The organism is Cryobacterium psychrotolerans (assembly GCF_900101115.1).
GTDB lineage: Bacteria > Actinomycetota > Actinomycetes > Actinomycetales > Microbacteriaceae > Cryobacterium > Cryobacterium psychrotolerans.
In genome coordinates, this window is the sequence record NZ_FNFU01000010.1 from 37,766 (window position 1) to 55,101 (window position 17,336).

Genomic DNA, 17,336 nt, shown 5'->3' on the forward strand with positions numbered 1-17,336 from the left:
AAATTCTACGCGCCCTGCGAGGCAGCGCCGTCCCTCCGGGCGAGGACAGCCGGCCAGAGCGAGGCGGGGAGCGCGGCGGCACGGATTCGCGTGCCGGTATCGGCGCCGGTCCGGATGGCGCCGATGACGAGGTCGAGGTCGTGGCAGACCGCCGGCCCGGTGCCCTGTTCCTCGGACCCGGGGCGCGCGAAGCGCTGCCGCTCGGCCGCGACCAGGAGTCGCTCGAGCGCCGCGGCAGCATCCGAACCGGCAGCGTCCGAACCGGCCCCGGGCGAGCCGCTCCCCGAGGGGCCCGCCCCGGAGAGGCCGGGACGCAGCGCGAGGCGGCCGGCCAGCTCGCGCGGCGTCTCCGTGCCGCGAACCCGCACGGCGTGGTCGACCGCGGTATCGGCCAGCTCCGCCCAGGCGTCCGCGGGACCTCCGCTCCCGGACAGGATCCTCCGCCTGCGGCGCAGGCGCCGGGCCAGGCGCACCACGCCCGGGGTCAGCAGCAGCGCCAGCACGAGCGCGAGGAACAGGCCGCTGCGGAGTAGCGTGGCGGCCTCCTGCTGCCGGGCCTGGGCGGCGGGCACCGCGCCGCTGTCCGCGGTGATGCCCCCGTCGTCGGAACGGGGAGCGGTCGTCGGCGCGGCAGAGGCCGGCACGTCCTCGGGGGTCGTCGCATCCGCCGGTCGGGCATAGTCGGGCACGGTCCCGCGCCCGGGGGTCGGTTCGAAGGGAACCCAGCCGACACCGACGAAGTACAGCTCGGGCCACGCGTGCAGGTCGTGCGAGTCGACCTCGTAGCGGTTCGTGTCGTCCTCCGCGCTCGACGAGGGCGAACCGGGCAGGTAGCCGACCGCGATGCGGGCGGGGATGCCGAGGGAGCGGGCCATGACGGCCATCGCGGAGGAGAAGTGCACGCAATAGCCGCTCTTGACCTCGAGGAAGGTGCCGATGACATCCAGTCCCCCGCCGTCGTAGCCGTCTTCGACCGGGGCGTCGGTGTCGTAGTCGAAGGCGCTGCCGCGCAGATAGTCCTGCAGCGCCACCGCGGCGTCATAGTCCGAGGCGGCGCCCTCCGTCACGGACTTCGCGGTGGCGGCGATGATGGCGGGGCGCGGGAACGGCAGCTTGAGATTCGGCGCGACGCTCACCGGGTAGCGTCCGCGAGCAGCCCTCAGCTGCTCCGCGGTCGGCTGCAGTTCGAGCGCGGTGACGGTGTAGGTCTGCCCACGCGTGGTCGTGTTCGTGCTCTTGATGGTGTGAGTGAGGTTGTTCCAGAACCATCTGCCCTCAAGCCCCTCGACGCGGCTCGCCGGGTTGGGCGCGGGAAGCAGGTCCGTCTCCACCCCGTCGATGACGACGATCGTCGTCGTCTTCGTGGTCTTGACCTCGTCCGACAGGCCCGGCGGTCTCTCGATGCGGTCGACCGTGTTGCTCGTCGTCGCCGCATCGGACCGGGACGTCCAGGTCGTGCCGACGAACTGGTCGAGCGTCAGCAGCTTGAAATACGGCGGCGTTTTTGCCGTCGTGGTGTAGTGCAGCGCCGGCCCGGCATCCGGGCGTCGAAGGTCCTGGCCGAGGTCGATCATCGGGCTGACGCCGGCGCCGAACAGGGGTCCGCTGGAGCCCCCCGCGAACAGGTCGCCGTCCGAGATGGTCGGGGTTGCGGAACTGAGCAGGAGGGCGCTCACGATGCCCAAACCGCCCACCGTGACCGCCGCCCAGGACGGCCCGGGGGCACGGCGGCGCACCGGCGAGTACACGCGCGCCGCCTCGCGGCCGGACGGCGGGCCGTTCGCCTCGGCGACCCGACGCAGGCGCACGTCCACGCGGAGCACCAGAAGATAGGCGGCCGCCGTGGCGATCAGCGCCACGGGGCTGGCCCCCTCGTCGAGCAGGAGTCCGGGCACCGCGACCGGGACCAGCACGGGCAGGCCCGCCAGCGCCGGCCAGCGCAGCGTCAGCGCGAGGGCATCCATCAGGACGGCGATCAGCCCTGCTCCGGCGGCCAGGAGGAACAGGATGCCTTCGATCGGTTCGGCCGGGATGCTCTGCTGCTCGATGGAGGAGACGCCGGTGTCGACCAGGAGCCCGAACCGGTCGATTGTGTCCGGCGTCGGGATCAGCCAGAGCAGCCCGGTTCCCTGGCCGAACAGGAGGGTCAGGGTTGCCAGGAGCACGCCCAGCCCGACGACCGGCACCAGCGCCGACGCGACGCGGGTGCGCCGGAGTACGGCCGCGGAAACGAGCACGATCGTGCCCACGAGCGCCATCGGCCACCACCACGAGGAGCCGCGTAGCAGCGGGCCGAGCACGGCGCTGCCGGCGAGCAGCAGGAGCAGCATGGCCAGGCTGAGCAGCCATCGCCCTCTCCCCCGCCCCGCGCCCGGGCGACCGCGGTTCGTCGCAGCGCCGCTTGTCACAGCACCGTTCGTCAGAGCGCCGTTCGTCACAGCGCCGCTTGTCACAGCGCCGCTTGTCCGAGCGCCGAGGCGCTCAAGCCTGGTCACGGACGGCACCCCGTTCCTGCTGGGCCTGGTCCCAGGCCCCCGGGATGTCCCGGTGGCTGCGCAGCCCGATGCAGTGCCACCCGGCGTCGCGCAGGCGCTCGAGGGCGCCGCGGCTCATGGTGTCCAGGACGAAGGCCACCGCCGGGGCGCAGCGGCCCCGGATCGCGGCGAGCTCGGCGGAATCCTGGGCGTCGATGTCGACGAGCACGGCGAAGGTCGGCAGCTGGCCGCCCAACCCCCGAGAGGCGTCGCCGCGCGGTGAGCTCGCCCGTTGGGCCTCAGCGCCGCGTTCCGCGGCACGCTGGACCGGCGCGATGTTCGCCAGGCCTTCGAGCAGCAGGCGGTCGCCGCCGGGAGCACTGAAGAAGCCGGGCGCGTCTCCGTGCAGCCCTCCCCGCCCCGCGGCGGCCGCCGGGGCCAGCTGGCTGGGCCCCAGTTCGATCAGCTCGACCCGAAAGCCCGCGTCGAGCAGGTGCACGCCCACGCAGGCCGTGAGTTCCACGGCGATTTCGAAGGCCTGGTCCTGGCGGCTCGTGCGCGCCGCGGCCTGGCTCGCCGAGTACTCCGGCCGCCCGCTCAGTGTGGTGTCGAGGATGATGCGCGCGGCCGGGTTGCTGCGCTGTTCCTCCTGGCGCACCATGATCTCGCCGTGCCGGGCGGTGGCCGGCCAGTTCACGCGTCGCATCGGGTCTCCCGGCCGGTATTCGCGGGCGATGAGTTCATCGGAGCTGGGGCTGATGTGCCGGACCAGCTCATGGATCGAACCGTCCCCGCTCCGGATCGACCGGGCGTTGCCGGGCAGCGGGGTGACCCGGGGCGTGACGACGAGGTCGTGGGGCTCCCCGACGGGCCGCTCGCTGACCGCGAGGTCGAACGGGTCGGTGCGGCCGAGCATGAGCGGTCCGAGGTCGTAGACCCCCCGCCGCAGGGGCGTGAGGGTGTATTCGAGCCTCGCGGTGTCTCCCCCGGTGTCCGGGCCGCCCTCGTAGCGGTCGAGCGTCGGAAGCATGACGCTGCCCGGCACCGTGATCCCCGCCGACGCCGTGTCGCGCCAGCGGGATCCGGAGACCGGCCGGGAGGACAGGTTGCGCACGCGCAGCGCGACGACGGCGTCGCTTCCGGCCGGCACGATCACCGGTCGGATGGCGCGGCTGAGCTGCACCCTGGCCGGCCGGACGGTGACGTAGACCAGCGCGACGACGGGCACGGCCAGGAGCAGGCAGGCGACGAACAGGAGGTCGCGCCGGTCGATCACGAGAGCGTTGAGGAAGAGTGCGCCGCCGACGGCGAGGAACATCCCGCCGCGCCGGGTGAGACGCGGGAACCAGACCGGACGGACACGTCGTCGCTGCCGGGACATGACGGTTAGGGTCTGGCCTGCGAACCCACCGGCACCGGGGTCGCTGCGACGATCCGCGCGACGACCTCTTCGATGAGGGGGCCGCTGTCCTGGTGGTGGTGACCGAGCGCCCGGCTGGTGGGAACCAGTCGGTGGCCGAGCACGGCGACGGCGAGGGAGTCGATGTCGTCAGGCAGCACGTACTCCCGCCCGTGGAGGGCGGCCTGCGCCTTGGCCGCACGGATGAGCTGGAGGGTCGCCCGGGGGCTGGCACCGAGCCGGAGGTCGCGGTCTTCGCGCGTGGCGCGCACGAGGTTGACGGCGTACTCCTTGACCGCGCCGGAAGCGAAGACGCTTCGCGCGGTCGTCATCATCGCCCGGAGTTCCGCCCCGGACACGACGGCCCTGATCAGCGAGAGCGGGCTCGTGGTGTCCCGGGAATCGAGCATGGCCAGCTCGGAGTCGATGTCGGGGTAGCCCATGGAGATGCGGGCCATGAAGCGGTCGCGCTGCGCCTCCGGCAGGGCATACGTGCCCTCCATCTCGATCGGGTTCTGGGTGGCCACAACGGTGAACGGGCTCGCCAGCGGGTATGTGGTCCCGTCGACGGTGACCTGTCGCTCCTCCATGCACTCGAGCAGCGCGGACTGGGTCTTCGGGCTGGCCCGGTTGATCTCGTCGCCGATCACGATGTTCGCGAAAACGGCGCCCCGCTTGAATTCGAACCGGCGCTCGGCCTGGTTGAACACCGATACCCCGGTCACATCGGAGGGGAGCAGGTCCGGCGTGAACTGGATGCGGCTGACCGTGCAGTCGACCGACCTGGCCAGCGCCTTAGCGAGCATGGTCTTGCCGACTCCCGGCACGTCTTCGATGAGAAGGTGCCCCTCGGCCAGCAGCACGGTGAGTGCCGTCTGCACAGCGGAGTGTTTGCCGTCGATGACCATTTCGACGTTGCGGATGATCGCGCGGCCCGCGTTCGCCACGTCCGCGAACGTCACCGCTGCCCCACGCTCGACCGGCGCGACGGTGGAATCCGTCGGCAGTCCGGTCGGGAACGGGCTCATACCATCGACCTCTGGAGGTAGGAGGCCACGGCCGGCGGGACGTACGGGGAGATATCCCCGCCGAGCCCGGCCACCTGGCGGACCAGCGAGCTCGAGACGTGCGCGTGGGCGGGGTCGGGGAGCATGAAGATGGTCTCCACGGCGGCGAGGTTTCGGTTGACGATCGCCATCGGCGTTTCGTAGGCCACGTCGATCTGCGACCGGATGCCCTTGACCAGCACGCTGGCCCCGACCTCGACGCAGTAGTCGACGAGCAGGCCGACGCTCCAGGACGACACGATGACGTTGCCCTGCAGGCCGATGTCGCGGATCGACTGGTCGAGCAGTGAGACGCGCTGGGCGATCGGCAGCAGGGCCGATTTGGCCGGGTTGTGCACGACGAGCACGTGGAGCTCGTCGAAGAGCCCGGCGGCCCGCTCAATCACGTCGAGGTGACCGAGCGTGACGGGGTCGAATGATCCAGGGACGACGGCGATCCTGCGCATACAAATCACCCTAGCGCCACGGCGTGCCCGGCGCAGCCGATACCGGCAAGCTCAAAGCCGACCTCTCAGCCCTTGCTCAGAGAGGCCCGCTCGGAGTCGTCGAGCCTGCGCCGGACCGCCTCCTGCAGGGCCGGGACGCTCCGCAGTGCCGGGTCGCCGCCGATGAGGCGCTGCGCGCGGGCGCGGGCCTCGGCGATGATGTCGCCGTCGGTGGCGACGCGCAGCAGACGCAGCGACGACCGACCGCCGGACTGGATGCTGCCGAGCACGTCACCCTCCTGGCGAAGCTCCAGGTCGACCTGGGCCAGTTCGAACCCGTCGAGGGTGGCCGCGACGGCCTCGACGCGCTCGCGCGCCAGCGACCCGGCCTCCGCCGACGTGACCAGCAGGCAGAGCCCGGGAACCTCGCCCCGGCCCACGCGCCCGCGCAGCTGGTGCAGTTGCGATACGCCGAACCGGTCGGCATCCATCACCACCATGGCCGACGCGTTCGCGACGTCGACGCCGACCTCGATCACGGTCGTCGCGACGAGCACGTCGATCTCCCCGGCGGCGAACGCGCGCATGGTCTGGTCTTTCAGTTCGCTCGTCATGCGGCCGTGCAGCGGGGCAATCCGGGCCGACGCGAGGGCGGGTTTGCGCTTCAGCTCCTCGAGCAGGACCTCCACCGACGTCGGCGCGCCGGCATCCGCGGCCGCGGCACCGGGACCGATCGTCGCGCCCTCGATCGTTTCGCCCTGCTCGGGCTCCTTCGGCGCGATCGCGGGGCAGACGACGAACGCCTGGCGGCCGAGCGCGAGTTCCTCGGCGAGCCGGTCCCACACCCGCAGCGCCCAGTTCGGTTTGTCGGCCAGCGGCACGACAAAGCTCTCGATGCCGGCACGGCCGGCCGGGAGCATGGCGATCGTGCTGACATCCAGGTCGCCGAAGACGGTCATCGCGATCGTGCGCGGAATCGGGGTGGCGGTGAGCACGAGCACATGCGGCGGGATGGCGCCCTTGAGGCGCAGCGCCTCGCGCTGGTCCACCCCGAACCGGTGCTGCTCGTCGACGACGACGAGGCCGAGGTCGAAGAAGGAGACGGATTCGCCCAGCAGCGCGTGCGTGCCGATCACGATCCGGGCCTGGCCGGAGACCATCCGCAGCAGGGCGCGGCGGCGGTCGGCGACCGGCAGCTGCCCGGTCAGCAGCACGGGCATGAGCTCCGCGGCGAGGTCGGGCCCGAGGGTGGCCACGATCGAGCGGAGGTGCTGCCCGGCGAGCACCTCGGTCGGGGCGAGGAGCGCGGCCTGGCCGCCGCTGTCGGCGACGGCGAGCATGGCCCGGAGGGCGACGACGGTCTTGCCGGAGCCGACCTCGCCCTGCACGAGCCGGTTCATCGGGGAGCCCTGCGCGATGTCGCGGGCGATCTCGGAGCCGACGGTGTTCTGGTCGGCGGTGAGCCGGAACGGCAGCGCGGCGTCGAAGCGTTCGAGGAAGCCGCCGGGAACGGGGACCCGGGGCGTAGTGTGCCGCTCGCGCAGCACGGTGTGCTGCTGCACCAGGGCACACTGCAGCACGAACGCCTCGGTGAAGCGCAGGGTGTCCCTGGCCGCGTCCCAGTCCGTGTCCGACTCCGGGCGGTGGATCTTCTCGAGCGCGGAGCCGTGCGCCAGGAGCCCGCGCTCCGTGCGCAGGTCGTCGGGAATCGGGTCGGGCACCGCGCCCAGGCTGTCCAGGAGGATCTCGATCGACTTCTGCACCTGCCAGCTCGCGACCGTGCCGGTGGCGGGGTAGATCGGGATCGGTGCTTCCGCCCAGCGCCTGGCGGCGGTCGCATCCAGGGGCGCGGCATCCGATTCGGCGTCGAAGAGCTGGTAGTCGGGGTGCGCCAGCTGCAGGTTGCCCCGGTAGTCGGAGACCTTGCCGGCGAAGATGCCGCGCACGCCGGGCGACAGTTCCCGGGAGCGCCAGGCCTGGTTGAAGAAGGTGAGGGTGAGGATGCCCTTGCCGTCGGAGATCTTGACCTCGAGGATCGATCCGCGGCGCGCCTTCATGCTGCGTTCACGCACCTCGAGGACCTCGGCGACGATCGTGACGTTCTCGTCGACGGGAAGCTGGCTGAGCGCGGTGAGTTCGCCGCGGCGGGCGTAGCGACGCGGGTAGTGGCTGAGCAGGTCGCCGACGGTGGCGACGCCGAACGCCTTCGCCAGCGCGGTGGCGGTGCGCCCGCCGAGCACGTTCTGCAGTTTGCTGTCCAGGGTGACGGCATCGGTGCGCGCATCGGCATCGCGCGCATCGGCACCGTCGATGCCTGCGTCTGCGCCCGATCCGGTCATACTTCGATCGTAGGCGGGGGGCCCGTCATCTCTGGTGATCGTCAACCTCGGCCAGCTGGGCGAGTTCGGCCTGGACGAACTTTTCGTCCGGACGCTCGGCGGCGAGCTCCTGCTGGATGGCGAGCGCCTCGTCGCGTCGGCCGAGGGTGCGGAGGCACCGGGCCACGCCCCACCGCCCGATGAAACGCTGCTCCGGTGTGCCGACATCGGTCGCGACGGTGAGCGCCAGTTCGAACTCCCCGAGGGCCTCCTCCGGCCGGCCGGAGTCGTGCAGGTACCAGGCGAGGTTGTTGTGCAGGGCGACGCCCCAGCGGCGGGTGCGGTCATCCGTCGCCTTGTCCAGCACGAGCAGCCCCTCGATCGTCCACTCTTCCTCGTGCCCGGAGTCGGACACGGCAAGCATGTGCAGGGCGTCGAGGGCGATGAACTGCGCGCCGGCGGATGCAGCCTCCCGCGCGGCGAGGGTGAACAGCGGCACGGCCTGCTCCTGCTCCCCGGCCGACCGGTACAGCCGGCCGCGCTCCAGTGCGGCGCGGGCCCGCACGCGGCCGGAGGGCGACTGTATGTCTATGTCGTCGAGCACGGCGTGGCCCTCGTCGAAGCTCCCCTGCAGCCCCAGGGCGCGCGCCAGCTGGGTCTGCAGCTCCGCCCTCGCGTCGTCGTCGTGCGCGGCGTCCGCTTCGGCGCGGCGGAAGCGCTCGGCCGACGCTGCGGGGTCGTGGAAGTCCCAGAGCGCATCGAGCAGGGTCTGGCTGATCGGCGAGGAGACGGTCATCCATCCATCCTGACATCACCTCGACCCCCTCACCAGCACCCCGAACGATAGGCTCGAGAGGAGATGACGCGAATTGTCGCCGGGTTTGCCGGCTCTCTGACCCTGGCCGTTCCGAAGGCCGGCACCCGGCCCACCAGCGACCGGGTGCGCGAGGCGATCTTCTCGGCGCTCGACGCCCGCGACGCGGTGCGCGGTGCCCGCGTTCTGGACCTGTATGCCGGATCCGGGGCCCTCGGACTCGAGGCTGCCAGTCGCGGCGGGCGAATCGTGACGCTGGTCGAGAATAGCTTCAGCGCGGCTCAACTGTGCAAGAAGAACACCGAGGCGGTGCTGCGGGCAGCGCCCAAACGCGATGCCCCACGGATTCGCGTGGTCGGGCAGGCGGTTCAGTCGTTCCTGGCCGGTACCCCCGACGGTTTCGACCTCGTCTTCCTCGACCCGCCGTACGACCTCACGGACGCCGAGCTCGCCGGCAACCTCGCCGCTCTGGCCCCGCTGCTCGATCCGGATGCGCTGGTCATCGTGGAGCGGAGCTCCCGGTCGCCCGAACCCGACTGGGGCCCCGGCCTGAGGCTCGAGCGCCGCAAGGACTACGGCGACACCACCGTCTGGACGGCCTCCCCCGTCGCCCCCTGACCTCCCCCCGCGAAACCGCAGTTGTGCGCGTTATGCGTGCCGTTTAGCGCGCACAACTGCGGTTTCGCGGGAGGGTGAAGGGGCAGGGGAAGGAGCTAGCCGGCGGCGCCGTCCCAGCCTCGGTAGGGGTCCCAGCCGTTCTGGGTGTGCGGAACACCGTCGACGAGGATGGCGCCGGCAACACTCCCTGCGCCGGCCCCTGCGCCTGTGGCGGGCGCAGCGGTGACGACGCCGAGGGCGCGGAAGCCGTCGGGGAGCATCACGTCCGGCGGGAAGGTGGCGAGCAGGCCGTGGTCTTCGCCGCCGCCCAGAGCGAGTTCGATCCGGTCGCCCAGGGCCGCGGAATCGAAGTCGATGGCCACGCCGCTGGCTCTGGCCAGGCGTCCGCCGTCGAGGGCGAGGCCGTCGGACACGTCGAGCATGGCCGTCGCCCCGGCGCGGGCCGCGGCCGGACCGGCCTCGAGCGGCGGCACGGGCGTGAACTGGGCGGCGAGCACGTCGGGGTGCGTTTCCCGGAGTGCGGCGGCGAGCTCCGCGTTCGGGTTGCCCTGCGCGTCGACGGCACGCTGGAAGAGCAGTTCGAGGCCCGCGCCCGCCTGTCCGAGGCCGCCCGCGAGCGCGACCACGTCGCCGGGGCGCGCGCCGGACCGCAGCACGGGCGCGCGACCCTCCAGATCGCCGAACGCCGTCACAGCGATCGTCAGCACGTCGGAGGCCGACAGGTCGCCGCCGACCACGCCGCAGCCGGGCGCCAGCGCCTCGCAGCAGTCCCGCAGGCCGTCCGCGATGCCCTCGAGCACCGTGATCGGGGTGTGCGGCGGCGCGGCGATGGCGACGACGAGGGCGGTGGGCCTGGCGCCCATGGCGGCGACATCCGACAGGTTCGTCGCCGCGGCCTTCCAGCCCAGATCGTGCGGCGTCGACCAGGCCAGTCGGAAGTCGGGCCCGTGGATCATCATGTCCGTCGTCACCACGTAGCGCCCGTCGGGGGCTGCAATCACGGCGGCGTCGTCGCCCGGGCCGAGCAGGGCGGCGGCGGCGGCCGGTAGCCGGGGGAAGATGCGGGCGAGCACCTCTCCCTCGCTCAGCCCGGCGAGCGTCTCGGTCGTGGTCGCCTTCGAGCCCGCAGCATTCGTCATGCTCAAACGGTAGCCTGAATGCGATGACTTCCAGATTCCCGGCGCTGCGCATCGCGGCCGTCGGCGCCCTCCTTGCGGCCACCGTTGCGCTCACCGGCTGCGTCGCGATCGTTCCGCTCGAACCCGCCGCGGATGCCGTGAACCCGAGCTGCGCGGACCTGATCGTGCGCCTGCCGTCGACGGTGGCCGACCAGCCGGATCGCGAGACGAACGCGCAGGCCACCGGGGCGTGGGGCGACCCGGCCGCCATCCTGTTGCACTGCGGCGTGGAGGTGCCCGGCCCGACGACCCTGCCCTGCGTCAACATCAACGGCATCGACTGGATCGAGGACGACTCGGAGGCACCGCTCTACCGCTACACGACCTTCGGTCGCGACCCGGCGACCGAGCTCGTCGTCGACTCGGAAAAGGTGAGCGGCTCGACGGTCCTGGTGGACCTGTCCCGCGCCGTATCCACCATCCCCGCGACCGGCGCGTGCGTCGGCGCCGAAGACGTGAACCTCCCGCCCGCGCCCTGACCCCCCGCGAAACTGCAGTTGTGCGCGCTAAACGGCGCTCATAACGTGCACAATTGCGGTTTCGCGGGGGGTCAGCGGCGGGAGAGAGCGACCTCGATGAGCTCGTCGATGAGCTGAGGGTAGGTGTAACCGCTGGCCAGCCAGCAGCTCGGGAACATCGAGATCGGGGTGAAGCCCGGCATCGTGTTGATCTCGTTGATCACCCAGCCCGCCGCGGTGAGGAAGAAGTCCACCCGGGCGAGGCCGGCCGCGTCGATGGCGTCGAAGGCCCTGATCGCAAGCCCGCGCATGACGGCCAGCTCGTCCTCGGTGAGCGCCGCCGGGCAGACGAGGTCGATCCCGGGCGCGCCCCGGTACTTGGCGTCGAAGTCGTAGAAGTCGCGTCCGCTGACGATTACCTCGCCGGCGACGGATGCCCGAGTCGGCTCCCCCGGACGGCCCTGCAGCACCGCGATCTCGAGTTCGCGGCCCACCAGGCCGGCCTCGATCAGCACCTTGCTGTCCTCGGCCAGGGCCACCGCCATCGCGTCGGCGAGCTGCTCCGACGTCGTGACCTTGCTCACGCCGACGCTGGAGCCGGCCCGGGCCGGCTTGACGAAGGCGGGGAAGCCGACCCCGGCGAGGGCGGCGTACGCCATGCCGGGGGCCTCGGCCCAGTCCTCCGCCGTGATCGTGCGCCACGGGGCGACGGGGAGCGCCGCATGCTGCAGCACCGTCTTGGTGAAGTGCTTGTCCATGCCGAGCGCGGAGGCGAGCACGCCGGAGCCGACGTAGGGCAGGCCGACCAGTTCGAGCATCCCCTGCACCGTGCCGTCCTCGCCGAACGGGCCGTGCAGGATCGGGAAGACCAGGTCGACCGTGCCGAGGGACCGGGTGCCGCTCGCGTCGGTGACGGTCAGTTCGCGGCTCTTGGTGCTGTCCGGCCAGCGCACCCGGGTGCCGTTGTCGACGACCGTGGGCAGCGCATCGGCATTCAGGCGGAACCGGTCCGGGTCGTTGACTTCGAGCACGAAGGCACCGTCGGGGGTGATCCCGATCGGGATGACCGTGTAGCGGTCCGGGTCAATTGCCGCCAGGACCCCGCCCGCTGTGGCGCAACTGATCGAATGTTCGCTTGACCGCCCCCCAAAGAGCAGCGCCACCGTGAGCTTGTCCGTCATCCGTCGTCCTTTCGCCCTGCGGTTCGTCTGAGTCTGTGGTCAGGTGGGGCGCAAGATCCCGAGGCTTCAGCGTACCGGCCAGCACCTGGCGCACCTGCTCCACGATGGGCATCTCGACGCCCCTGGCCCTGGCCAGTTCGAGGATCGGCCCCACCGAGGCAAGACCTTCCGTGGTCTGCTGCATCTGCTTGACGACGTCGTTGTAGCTGTAGCCCTGGCCCAGGAGCCGCCCGGCGGTGTTGTTGCGGGAGAGGGGCGACTGGCAGGTGGCGATGAGGTCGCCGAGGCCCGCCAGGCCGGCCAGGGTTTCCGGATGCGCGCCGTAGGCGACCGAGAAATCGGTCATCTCGACGAGACCGCGGGTGATGATCGCGGCCTTCGTGTTCTCGCCGTAGCCGACCCCGTCGACGATGCCGATGGCCAGGGCGATCAGGTTCTTCAGCACGCCGCCGAACTCGGTGCCGATGACATCCGTGTTCACGTAGGAGCGGAAGTAGCGGGTGGTGGCGAGCACGGCCACGGCCTGGGCCGTTTCGAGGCTGGCCGAGGAGACCACCGCGGCGGTCGGCTGCTCCTTGGCGATCTCGAGGGCCAGGTTCGGGCCGGAAATCGCGGCGATGCGGGCGGGGTCGATCTGCAGGACCTGCTCGATCACGGTGCTCATCCGCATCCCGGAGGATCGTTCGACGCCCTTCATCAGCGAGACGACGATGGCGTCTTCGGAGATGTAGGGCTGGGCCTGGATCAGGTTTTCGCGCAGCGACTGGCTCGGCACGGAGACGAAGACCTGCTCGGCGCCGAGGAGGGCCAGGTCGAGCCTTGATGTGGCGCGGAGGCCGACGGGCAGGTTGATTCCCGGCAGGTAGTCGCTGTTGCGGCGCCCCTCCGAGATCTCCCGGGCCAGCTCGGGCCGCCGGGCCCACAGCATGACGTCGGCGCCGCCGTCGGCGAGGATCTTCGCGAACGTGGTGCCCCAACTTCCGGCACCGAGAACGGCAACACGTTTGCCTGGCTGAACCTTAGGCTTCAAAACGGCCGGTCTCTTTCTGGTCGTGCTCGGACGGGTTCCAGCGCGTGTTCGGCGCCTTCTCCCCGCGGAGGTCTTCGAGCAAACGGGTGATGGCGTCCATGACGACGGCGGTTGCTTCGTTCAGCGTGGCCGAGTCGAGGGGGCGGCCGCGGAAACGGTCGAGGTCGACCGGGTCGCCGATCTTGACGGACACGGTCTTGCGGGGGAAGAGACTGATCTTCTTGGAGTAGCGCCCCATGATCTCTTGCGCGCCCCAGTGGGCGGCCGGAATGATCGGGATGTCATGCTCGAGGGCGATGCGCACGGCCCCGGTCTTGCCGCGCATGGGCCAGAGGTCGGGGTCCCGGGTGAGCGATCCCTCCGGGTAGACGACGACCATCTGGCCGTTGGCGACCAGTCGCTGTGCGGCCTTCACGGGCTCGCTCCCCCTGATCGACCCACCGCGCTCGACCGGGATCTGACCCGACTTCCGCAGGATCCAGCCGGCCACGGGGATCGTGAACACGGATGCCTTGGCCAGGAACCGGGGCAGCCGGCCCAGCTTCCAGGACACGACGCCCATGACGACCGGGTCGATCTCGGTGTAGTGGTTCGGCGCGAGCACGAACGCTCCGGAGCGTGGAAACTTCTGTGCGTCGACGATCCGGTAGCGGGCCGCCAGGTTCATGATCGGCAGGATCAGGGCGGCCAGGAGCCAGAAGAACGACGGTCGACTCTTCTCCGAACGGGTTCGGGAATTATGGTCAGGCGTCATCGGCTGCGGCACGTCCCTATTATCCCTGTCTCCCCCGGCGTCGACGTGCGAATCGCTCGACGTCGAATCACTCGAGATCGAAGTCCGCTCCGAGCAATTGGAGCTTGGTGATGAAGTTCTCGTAGCCGCGGCTGATGATTCCGACGTTGCTCACGGTGGAGGTGCCGTCGGCGCTGAGCGCGGCGATCAGGTGGCTGAAGCCGCCGCGGAGGTCGGGCACCTCGATGTCGGCGCCGTGCAGCTTCGTCGGACCGGTGATGACGGCCGAGTGGTTGAAGTTTCGCTGGCCGAAACGGCACGGATGCCCGCCCAGGCACTCCTTGTGGATCTGGATCGTGGCGCCCATCTCGATCAGCGCGTCGACGAAGCCGAACCGCTGCTCGTAGACGGTCTCGTGCACGATCGAGGTTCCCCTGGCCTTGGTCAGGGCGATCACGAGCGGCTGCTGCCAGTCGGTCATGAAGCCGGGGTGCACATCCGTTTCGATCACCACGGGCTTGAGGTCGCCGCCCGGGTGGTAGAAGCGGATGCCGTCGTCGTGGATGTCGAAGGCGCCGCCGACCTTGCGGAAGACGTTGAGGAAGGTGAGCATTTCGGGCTGGCGGGCGCCGCCGACGAAGATGTCGCCGTCGGTGGCGAGGGCCGCGGCGGCCCAGCTGGCCGCCTCGTTCCGGTCGAACAGGGCACGGTGGTTGAACCCCTCGAGGCGTTTGACGCCCTCGATCCGGATGACCCGGTCGGTGTCGACCGTGATGATCGCGCCCATCTTCTGCAGGATGTTGATGAGATCCATGATCTCCGGCTCGATGGCCGCACCCTTGAGTTCGGTGATGCCCTCCGCGCGAACAGCGGTCAGGAGCACCTGCTCGGTCGCTCCGACGCTCGGGTAGGGCAGCTCGACCTTGGCGCCCTTCAGGCCGTTGGGAGCGGACATCCGGATGCCGCTCTCCTGCTTCTCGACGACGGCGCCGAACTTGCGCAGCACGTCGAGGTGGAAGTCGATCGGCCGGTCGCCGATCCGGCAGCCGCCGAGGTCGGGAATGAATGCTTCGCCGAGGCGGTGCAGCAGCGGGCCACAGAACAGGATGGGGATGCGCGACGACCCGGCATGCGCGTCGATGGCGGCGAAGTGCGCGCTCTCGACGTCGACGGGGTCGAGGAGCAGTTCGCCCTCTTCTTCGCCCTCTGAGACTTTGACGCCGTGCACCTCGAGCAGGCCGCGAACGATGCGCACATCGCTGATGTTCGGCACGTTCTTGAGCACGCTGGGGCTTTCGCCCAGGAGCGCGGCCACCATGGCCTTGGTGACCAGGTTCTTCGCGCCCTTCAGTTCGATCCGGCCCACGAGCGGGATGCCGCCACGGATGGTGATGCGGTCGCCCTTGAGGCCGACGGCTGCGCCGTGGTTCTGCGCGTCCTGGATGAGTGTGCTCACGTATTACCTGCCTTGCGGGGAGAGTTCGGGGGAAGAAAGTGCGGGGAGGGTGCGGGGAAGCCAGGCCTCCCGCGTCGATTCGAATTCCGTGATCCGCGCCTCGTCGCGCAGAGTCAATCCGATGTCGTCAAGGCCTTCGAGGAGCCGCCATCTAGTGTAATCATCGATCTCGAACGAGACTGTGAGGTCGCCGACCCGCACCGTGCGGTCGACCAGGTCGACGGTCAGTTCAAGCCCCGGGTCGGACTCCAGCACGGCCCAGAGCGTCTCGGCGTCCGCCTCGGAGATCTCCCCGGCGAGCAGGCCCTGCTTGCCGGAGTTGCCACGGAAGATGTCGCCGAAGCGGGGGCTCAGTACGACGTCGAAACCGTAGTCGCGGAGCGCCCAGACGGCGTGTTCGCGGGAGGAACCGGTGCCGAAGTCGGCCCCGGCGACGAGCACGCGGGCTCCGCGGTAGGCCGGTTTGTTGAGCACGAAGTCGGGGTCCTGGCGCCAGGCCGCGAACAGCGCGTCCTCGAACCCGGTCTTCGTCACCCGCTTCAGGTAGACGGCGGGGATGATCTGGTCGGTGTCGACGTTGGAGCGGCGCAGGGGAACGGCGATCCCGGTGACGGTGGTGAACTTCTGCATGGTTACTTCTCTCCGTTCGCGGTCGTGTTCGAGGTCGCGCCTGCGGCCAGGTCAGCGGCCAGGTCCCACGGGCTCGACAGGGTGCCGCGGATGGCGGTGGCGGCGGCAACGAGCGGGGAGACCAGGTGGGTGCGTCCGCCCTTGCCCTGCCGGCCCTCGAAGTTGCGGTTGCTGGTCGACGCGCAGCGCTCCCCCGGGGCGAGCTGGTCGGGGTTCATGCCGAGGCACATCGAGCAGCCGGCGAAACGCCACTCCGCGCCGAAGTCGGTGAAGATCTTGTCGAGGCCCTCGGCCTCGGCCTCGATTCGCACGCGAGCGGAGCCCGGCACTACGAGCATCCGGACGCCGTCGGCGACAGAGTGACCCTTGATGATCTCGGCGGCGGCACGCAGGTCCTCGACCCGGCTGTTCGTGCAGGATCCCAGGAAGACGGTGTCGACCCGGATCTGCTTCATCGGCGTGCCCGCGGCGAGATCCATGTATTCGAGTGCGCGCTCGGCCGCCGCGCGCTCGTTGGCGTCGCTGATGGCGGAGGGGTCGGGCACGGTGTCGCTGAGCGAAACGCCCTGGCCGGGGTTGGTGCCCCAGGTGACGAACGGCTCGAGCGCGTCGGCGTCGAGCACGACCTCGGCGTCGAACACGGCGCCGTCGTCGGTCGCGAGGGTTTCCCAGTACGCCACGGCGTCGACCCAGTCCTGGCCGCGGGGCGCGTGGGCGCGGCCCTCGAGGTAGTCGTAGGTGGTCGCATCCGGCGCGATCATGCCCGCGCGGGCGCCGGCCTCGATCGACATGTTGCAGATCGTCATCCGGCCCTCCATGGAGAGGGAGCGGATGGCGCTCCCGCGGAACTCGAGCACGTAGCCCTGTCCGCCGCCGGTGCCGATCTTCGCGATCACCGCGAGGATGATGTCCTTCGCGCTGACGCCGGGGCGCAGGGCGCCGTCCACGGTGATGGCCATGGTCTTGAACGGCTTCAGCGGAAGCGTCTGGGTGGCCATGACGTGCTCCACCTCGCTCGTGCCGATGCCGAACGCCATGGCCCCAAACGCCCCGTGGGTGGAGGTGTGGGAGTCGCCGCAGACGACGGTGATGCCCGGCTGGGTCAGCCCGAGCTGCGGGCCGACGACGTGAACGATGCCCTGCTCGATGTCGCCGAGCGAGTGCAGCCGCACGCCGAATTCGGCGCAGTTTCGCCGCAGCGTTTCGATCTGCGTGCGGCTGGTGACGTCGGAGATGGGCCGGTCGATGTGCAGCGTCGGGGTGTTGTGGTCCTCGGTCGCGATCGTGAGGTCGGGGCGCCGCAGGGGCCGCCCGGCCACGCGCAGTCCGTCGAAGGCCTGCGGGCTGGTGACCTCGTGCACGAGGTGCAGGTCGATGTAGATGAGGTCGGGCGTGCCGTCTTCACCCCGGGCGACGAGGTGTTTGTCCCAGACCTTTTCGGCCAGGGTGCGTGGGCGTTCGCCCGTGATTGCTGCGTTGCTCATGAGTGTGCGTCTTCCTGGGAATGGGGAACAGCCGACAACGGACTCCGCGACGGGCGTGGCCTCAGAACTGG

Annotated in this window: 15 protein-coding genes; 2 read left to right on the forward strand and 13 right to left on the reverse strand. The window is 70.5% G+C overall.

Annotated elements, in window-relative coordinates:
* Positions 1-5 precede the first annotated feature (5 nt).
* The 6 genes from BLQ39_RS09835 to BLQ39_RS09860 form a co-directional block, all read right to left on the reverse strand.
* The gene (locus tag BLQ39_RS09835; RefSeq protein WP_176759157.1) at positions 6-2,408 is read right to left on the reverse strand and encodes a transglutaminase TgpA family protein; all 2,403 of its coding nucleotides are present in this window, start codon (positions 2,406-2,408) and stop codon (positions 6-8) included.
* 73 nt (positions 2,409-2,481) lie between these two features.
* The gene (locus BLQ39_RS09840; protein ID WP_134575115.1) at positions 2,482-3,855 is read right to left on the reverse strand and encodes a DUF58 domain-containing protein; all 1,374 of its coding nucleotides are present in this window, start codon (positions 3,853-3,855) and stop codon (positions 2,482-2,484) included.
* A 5-nt stretch (positions 3,856-3,860) separates the two neighbouring features.
* A complete protein-coding gene (locus BLQ39_RS09845) occupies positions 3,861-4,901 on the reverse strand; it encodes an AAA family ATPase (RefSeq protein WP_092323642.1) in 1,041 nt (346 codons plus the stop codon).
* The gene (gene coaD / locus BLQ39_RS09850; protein ID WP_092323644.1) at positions 4,898-5,386 is read right to left on the reverse strand and encodes a pantetheine-phosphate adenylyltransferase; all 489 of its coding nucleotides are present in this window, start codon (positions 5,384-5,386) and stop codon (positions 4,898-4,900) included. The genes BLQ39_RS09845 and coaD overlap by 4 nt, the downstream gene beginning before the upstream one ends.
* Positions 5,387-5,451: 65 nt before the next feature.
* A complete protein-coding gene (locus BLQ39_RS09855; protein ID WP_092323645.1) occupies positions 5,452-7,704 on the reverse strand; it encodes an ATP-dependent DNA helicase RecG in 2,253 nt (750 codons plus the stop codon).
* A 25-nt stretch (positions 7,705-7,729) separates the two neighbouring features.
* On the reverse strand, positions 7,730-8,479 hold the full coding sequence (locus tag BLQ39_RS09860) for a tetratricopeptide repeat protein (protein WP_134575117.1): 750 nt from the start codon (positions 8,477-8,479) through the stop codon (positions 7,730-7,732).
* A gap of 63 nt (positions 8,480-8,542) precedes the next feature.
* On the opposite strand from BLQ39_RS09860, the gene rsmD reads away from it, so the two are divergent.
* A complete protein-coding gene (gene rsmD, locus BLQ39_RS09865) occupies positions 8,543-9,115 on the forward strand; it encodes a 16S rRNA (guanine(966)-N(2))-methyltransferase RsmD (protein ID WP_092323647.1) in 573 nt (190 codons plus the stop codon).
* Between the two features lie 95 nt (positions 9,116-9,210).
* On the opposite strand, the gene thiL is transcribed toward rsmD, so the two are convergent.
* Entirely contained in the window at positions 9,211-10,254 is a 1,044-nt protein-coding gene (gene thiL, locus BLQ39_RS09870) for a thiamine-phosphate kinase (RefSeq protein ID WP_092323649.1), read from the reverse strand.
* 23 nt (positions 10,255-10,277) lie between these two features.
* On the opposite strand from thiL, the gene BLQ39_RS09875 reads away from it, so the two are divergent.
* A complete protein-coding gene (locus BLQ39_RS09875) occupies positions 10,278-10,772 on the forward strand; it encodes a DUF3515 family protein (protein ID WP_092323650.1) in 495 nt (164 codons plus the stop codon).
* A 71-nt stretch (positions 10,773-10,843) separates the two neighbouring features.
* On the opposite strand, the gene BLQ39_RS09880 is transcribed toward BLQ39_RS09875, so the two are convergent.
* The 6 genes from BLQ39_RS09880 to leuC form a co-directional block, all read right to left on the reverse strand.
* The gene (locus BLQ39_RS09880; protein ID WP_092323652.1) at positions 10,844-11,932 is read right to left on the reverse strand and encodes a D-alanine--D-alanine ligase family protein; all 1,089 of its coding nucleotides are present in this window, start codon (positions 11,930-11,932) and stop codon (positions 10,844-10,846) included.
* Positions 11,835-12,962 carry an NAD(P)H-dependent glycerol-3-phosphate dehydrogenase gene (locus BLQ39_RS09885; RefSeq protein WP_092323653.1) on the reverse strand — a complete coding sequence of 376 codons (1,128 nt, stop codon included), beginning with the start codon at positions 12,960-12,962 and terminating at the stop codon, positions 11,835-11,837. Before BLQ39_RS09885 ends, BLQ39_RS09880 begins: the two co-directional genes overlap by 98 nt.
* Positions 12,952-13,716 (reverse strand): lysophospholipid acyltransferase family protein, encoded by a 765-nt coding sequence (locus BLQ39_RS09890; protein ID WP_092323655.1) that lies wholly within the window; start codon positions 13,714-13,716, stop codon positions 12,952-12,954. Before BLQ39_RS09890 ends, BLQ39_RS09885 begins: the two co-directional genes overlap by 11 nt.
* Positions 13,717-13,783: 67 nt before the next feature.
* On the reverse strand, positions 13,784-15,151 hold the full coding sequence (gene murA, locus BLQ39_RS09895; RefSeq protein ID WP_092323656.1) for a UDP-N-acetylglucosamine 1-carboxyvinyltransferase: 1,368 nt from the start codon (positions 15,149-15,151) through the stop codon (positions 13,784-13,786).
* 3 nt (positions 15,152-15,154) lie between these two features.
* Complete coding sequence (gene leuD / locus BLQ39_RS09900; RefSeq protein ID WP_092323658.1) at positions 15,155-15,781, reverse strand: 3-isopropylmalate dehydratase small subunit; 627 nt, start codon at positions 15,779-15,781, stop codon at positions 15,155-15,157.
* A 2-nt stretch (positions 15,782-15,783) separates the two neighbouring features.
* Positions 15,784-17,265: a 3-isopropylmalate dehydratase large subunit gene (gene leuC, locus BLQ39_RS09905; RefSeq protein WP_092323659.1), complete on the reverse strand. Its 1,482-nt coding sequence runs from the start codon at positions 17,263-17,265 to the stop codon at positions 15,784-15,786.
* Positions 17,266-17,336 lie beyond the last annotated feature (71 nt).

Excerpts from the sequence above, each read along its gene's own strand:
- BLQ39_RS09890 (WP_092323655.1), bottom strand. The coding sequence starts at position 13,716 with ATGACGCCTGACCATAATTCCCGAACCCGTTCGGAGAAGAGTCGACCG.
- thiL (WP_092323649.1), bottom strand. The coding sequence starts at position 10,254 with ATGACGAATGCTGCGGGCTCGAAGGCGACCACGACCGAGACGCTCGCC.
- BLQ39_RS09840 (WP_134575115.1), bottom strand. The coding sequence starts at position 3,855 with ATGTCCCGGCAGCGACGACGTGTCCGTCCGGTCTGGTTCCCGCGTCTC.
- leuC (WP_092323659.1), bottom strand. The coding sequence starts at position 17,265 with ATGAGCAACGCAGCAATCACGGGCGAACGCCCACGCACCCTGGCCGAA.
- leuD (WP_092323658.1), bottom strand. The coding sequence starts at position 15,781 with ATGCAGAAGTTCACCACCGTCACCGGGATCGCCGTTCCCCTGCGCCGC.
- BLQ39_RS09880 (WP_092323652.1), bottom strand. The coding sequence starts at position 11,932 with ATGACGGACAAGCTCACGGTGGCGCTGCTCTTTGGGGGGCGGTCAAGC.
- BLQ39_RS09860 (WP_134575117.1), bottom strand. The coding sequence starts at position 8,479 with ATGACCGTCTCCTCGCCGATCAGCCAGACCCTGCTCGATGCGCTCTGG.
- rsmD (WP_092323647.1), top strand. The coding sequence starts at position 8,543 with ATGACGCGAATTGTCGCCGGGTTTGCCGGCTCTCTGACCCTGGCCGTT.
- coaD (WP_092323644.1), bottom strand. The coding sequence starts at position 5,386 with ATGCGCAGGATCGCCGTCGTCCCTGGATCATTCGACCCCGTCACGCTC.
- BLQ39_RS09875 (WP_092323650.1), top strand. The coding sequence starts at position 10,278 with ATGACTTCCAGATTCCCGGCGCTGCGCATCGCGGCCGTCGGCGCCCTC.
- BLQ39_RS09845 (WP_092323642.1), bottom strand. The coding sequence starts at position 4,901 with ATGAGCCCGTTCCCGACCGGACTGCCGACGGATTCCACCGTCGCGCCG.
- BLQ39_RS09855 (WP_092323645.1), bottom strand. The coding sequence starts at position 7,704 with ATGACCGGATCGGGCGCAGACGCAGGCATCGACGGTGCCGATGCGCGC.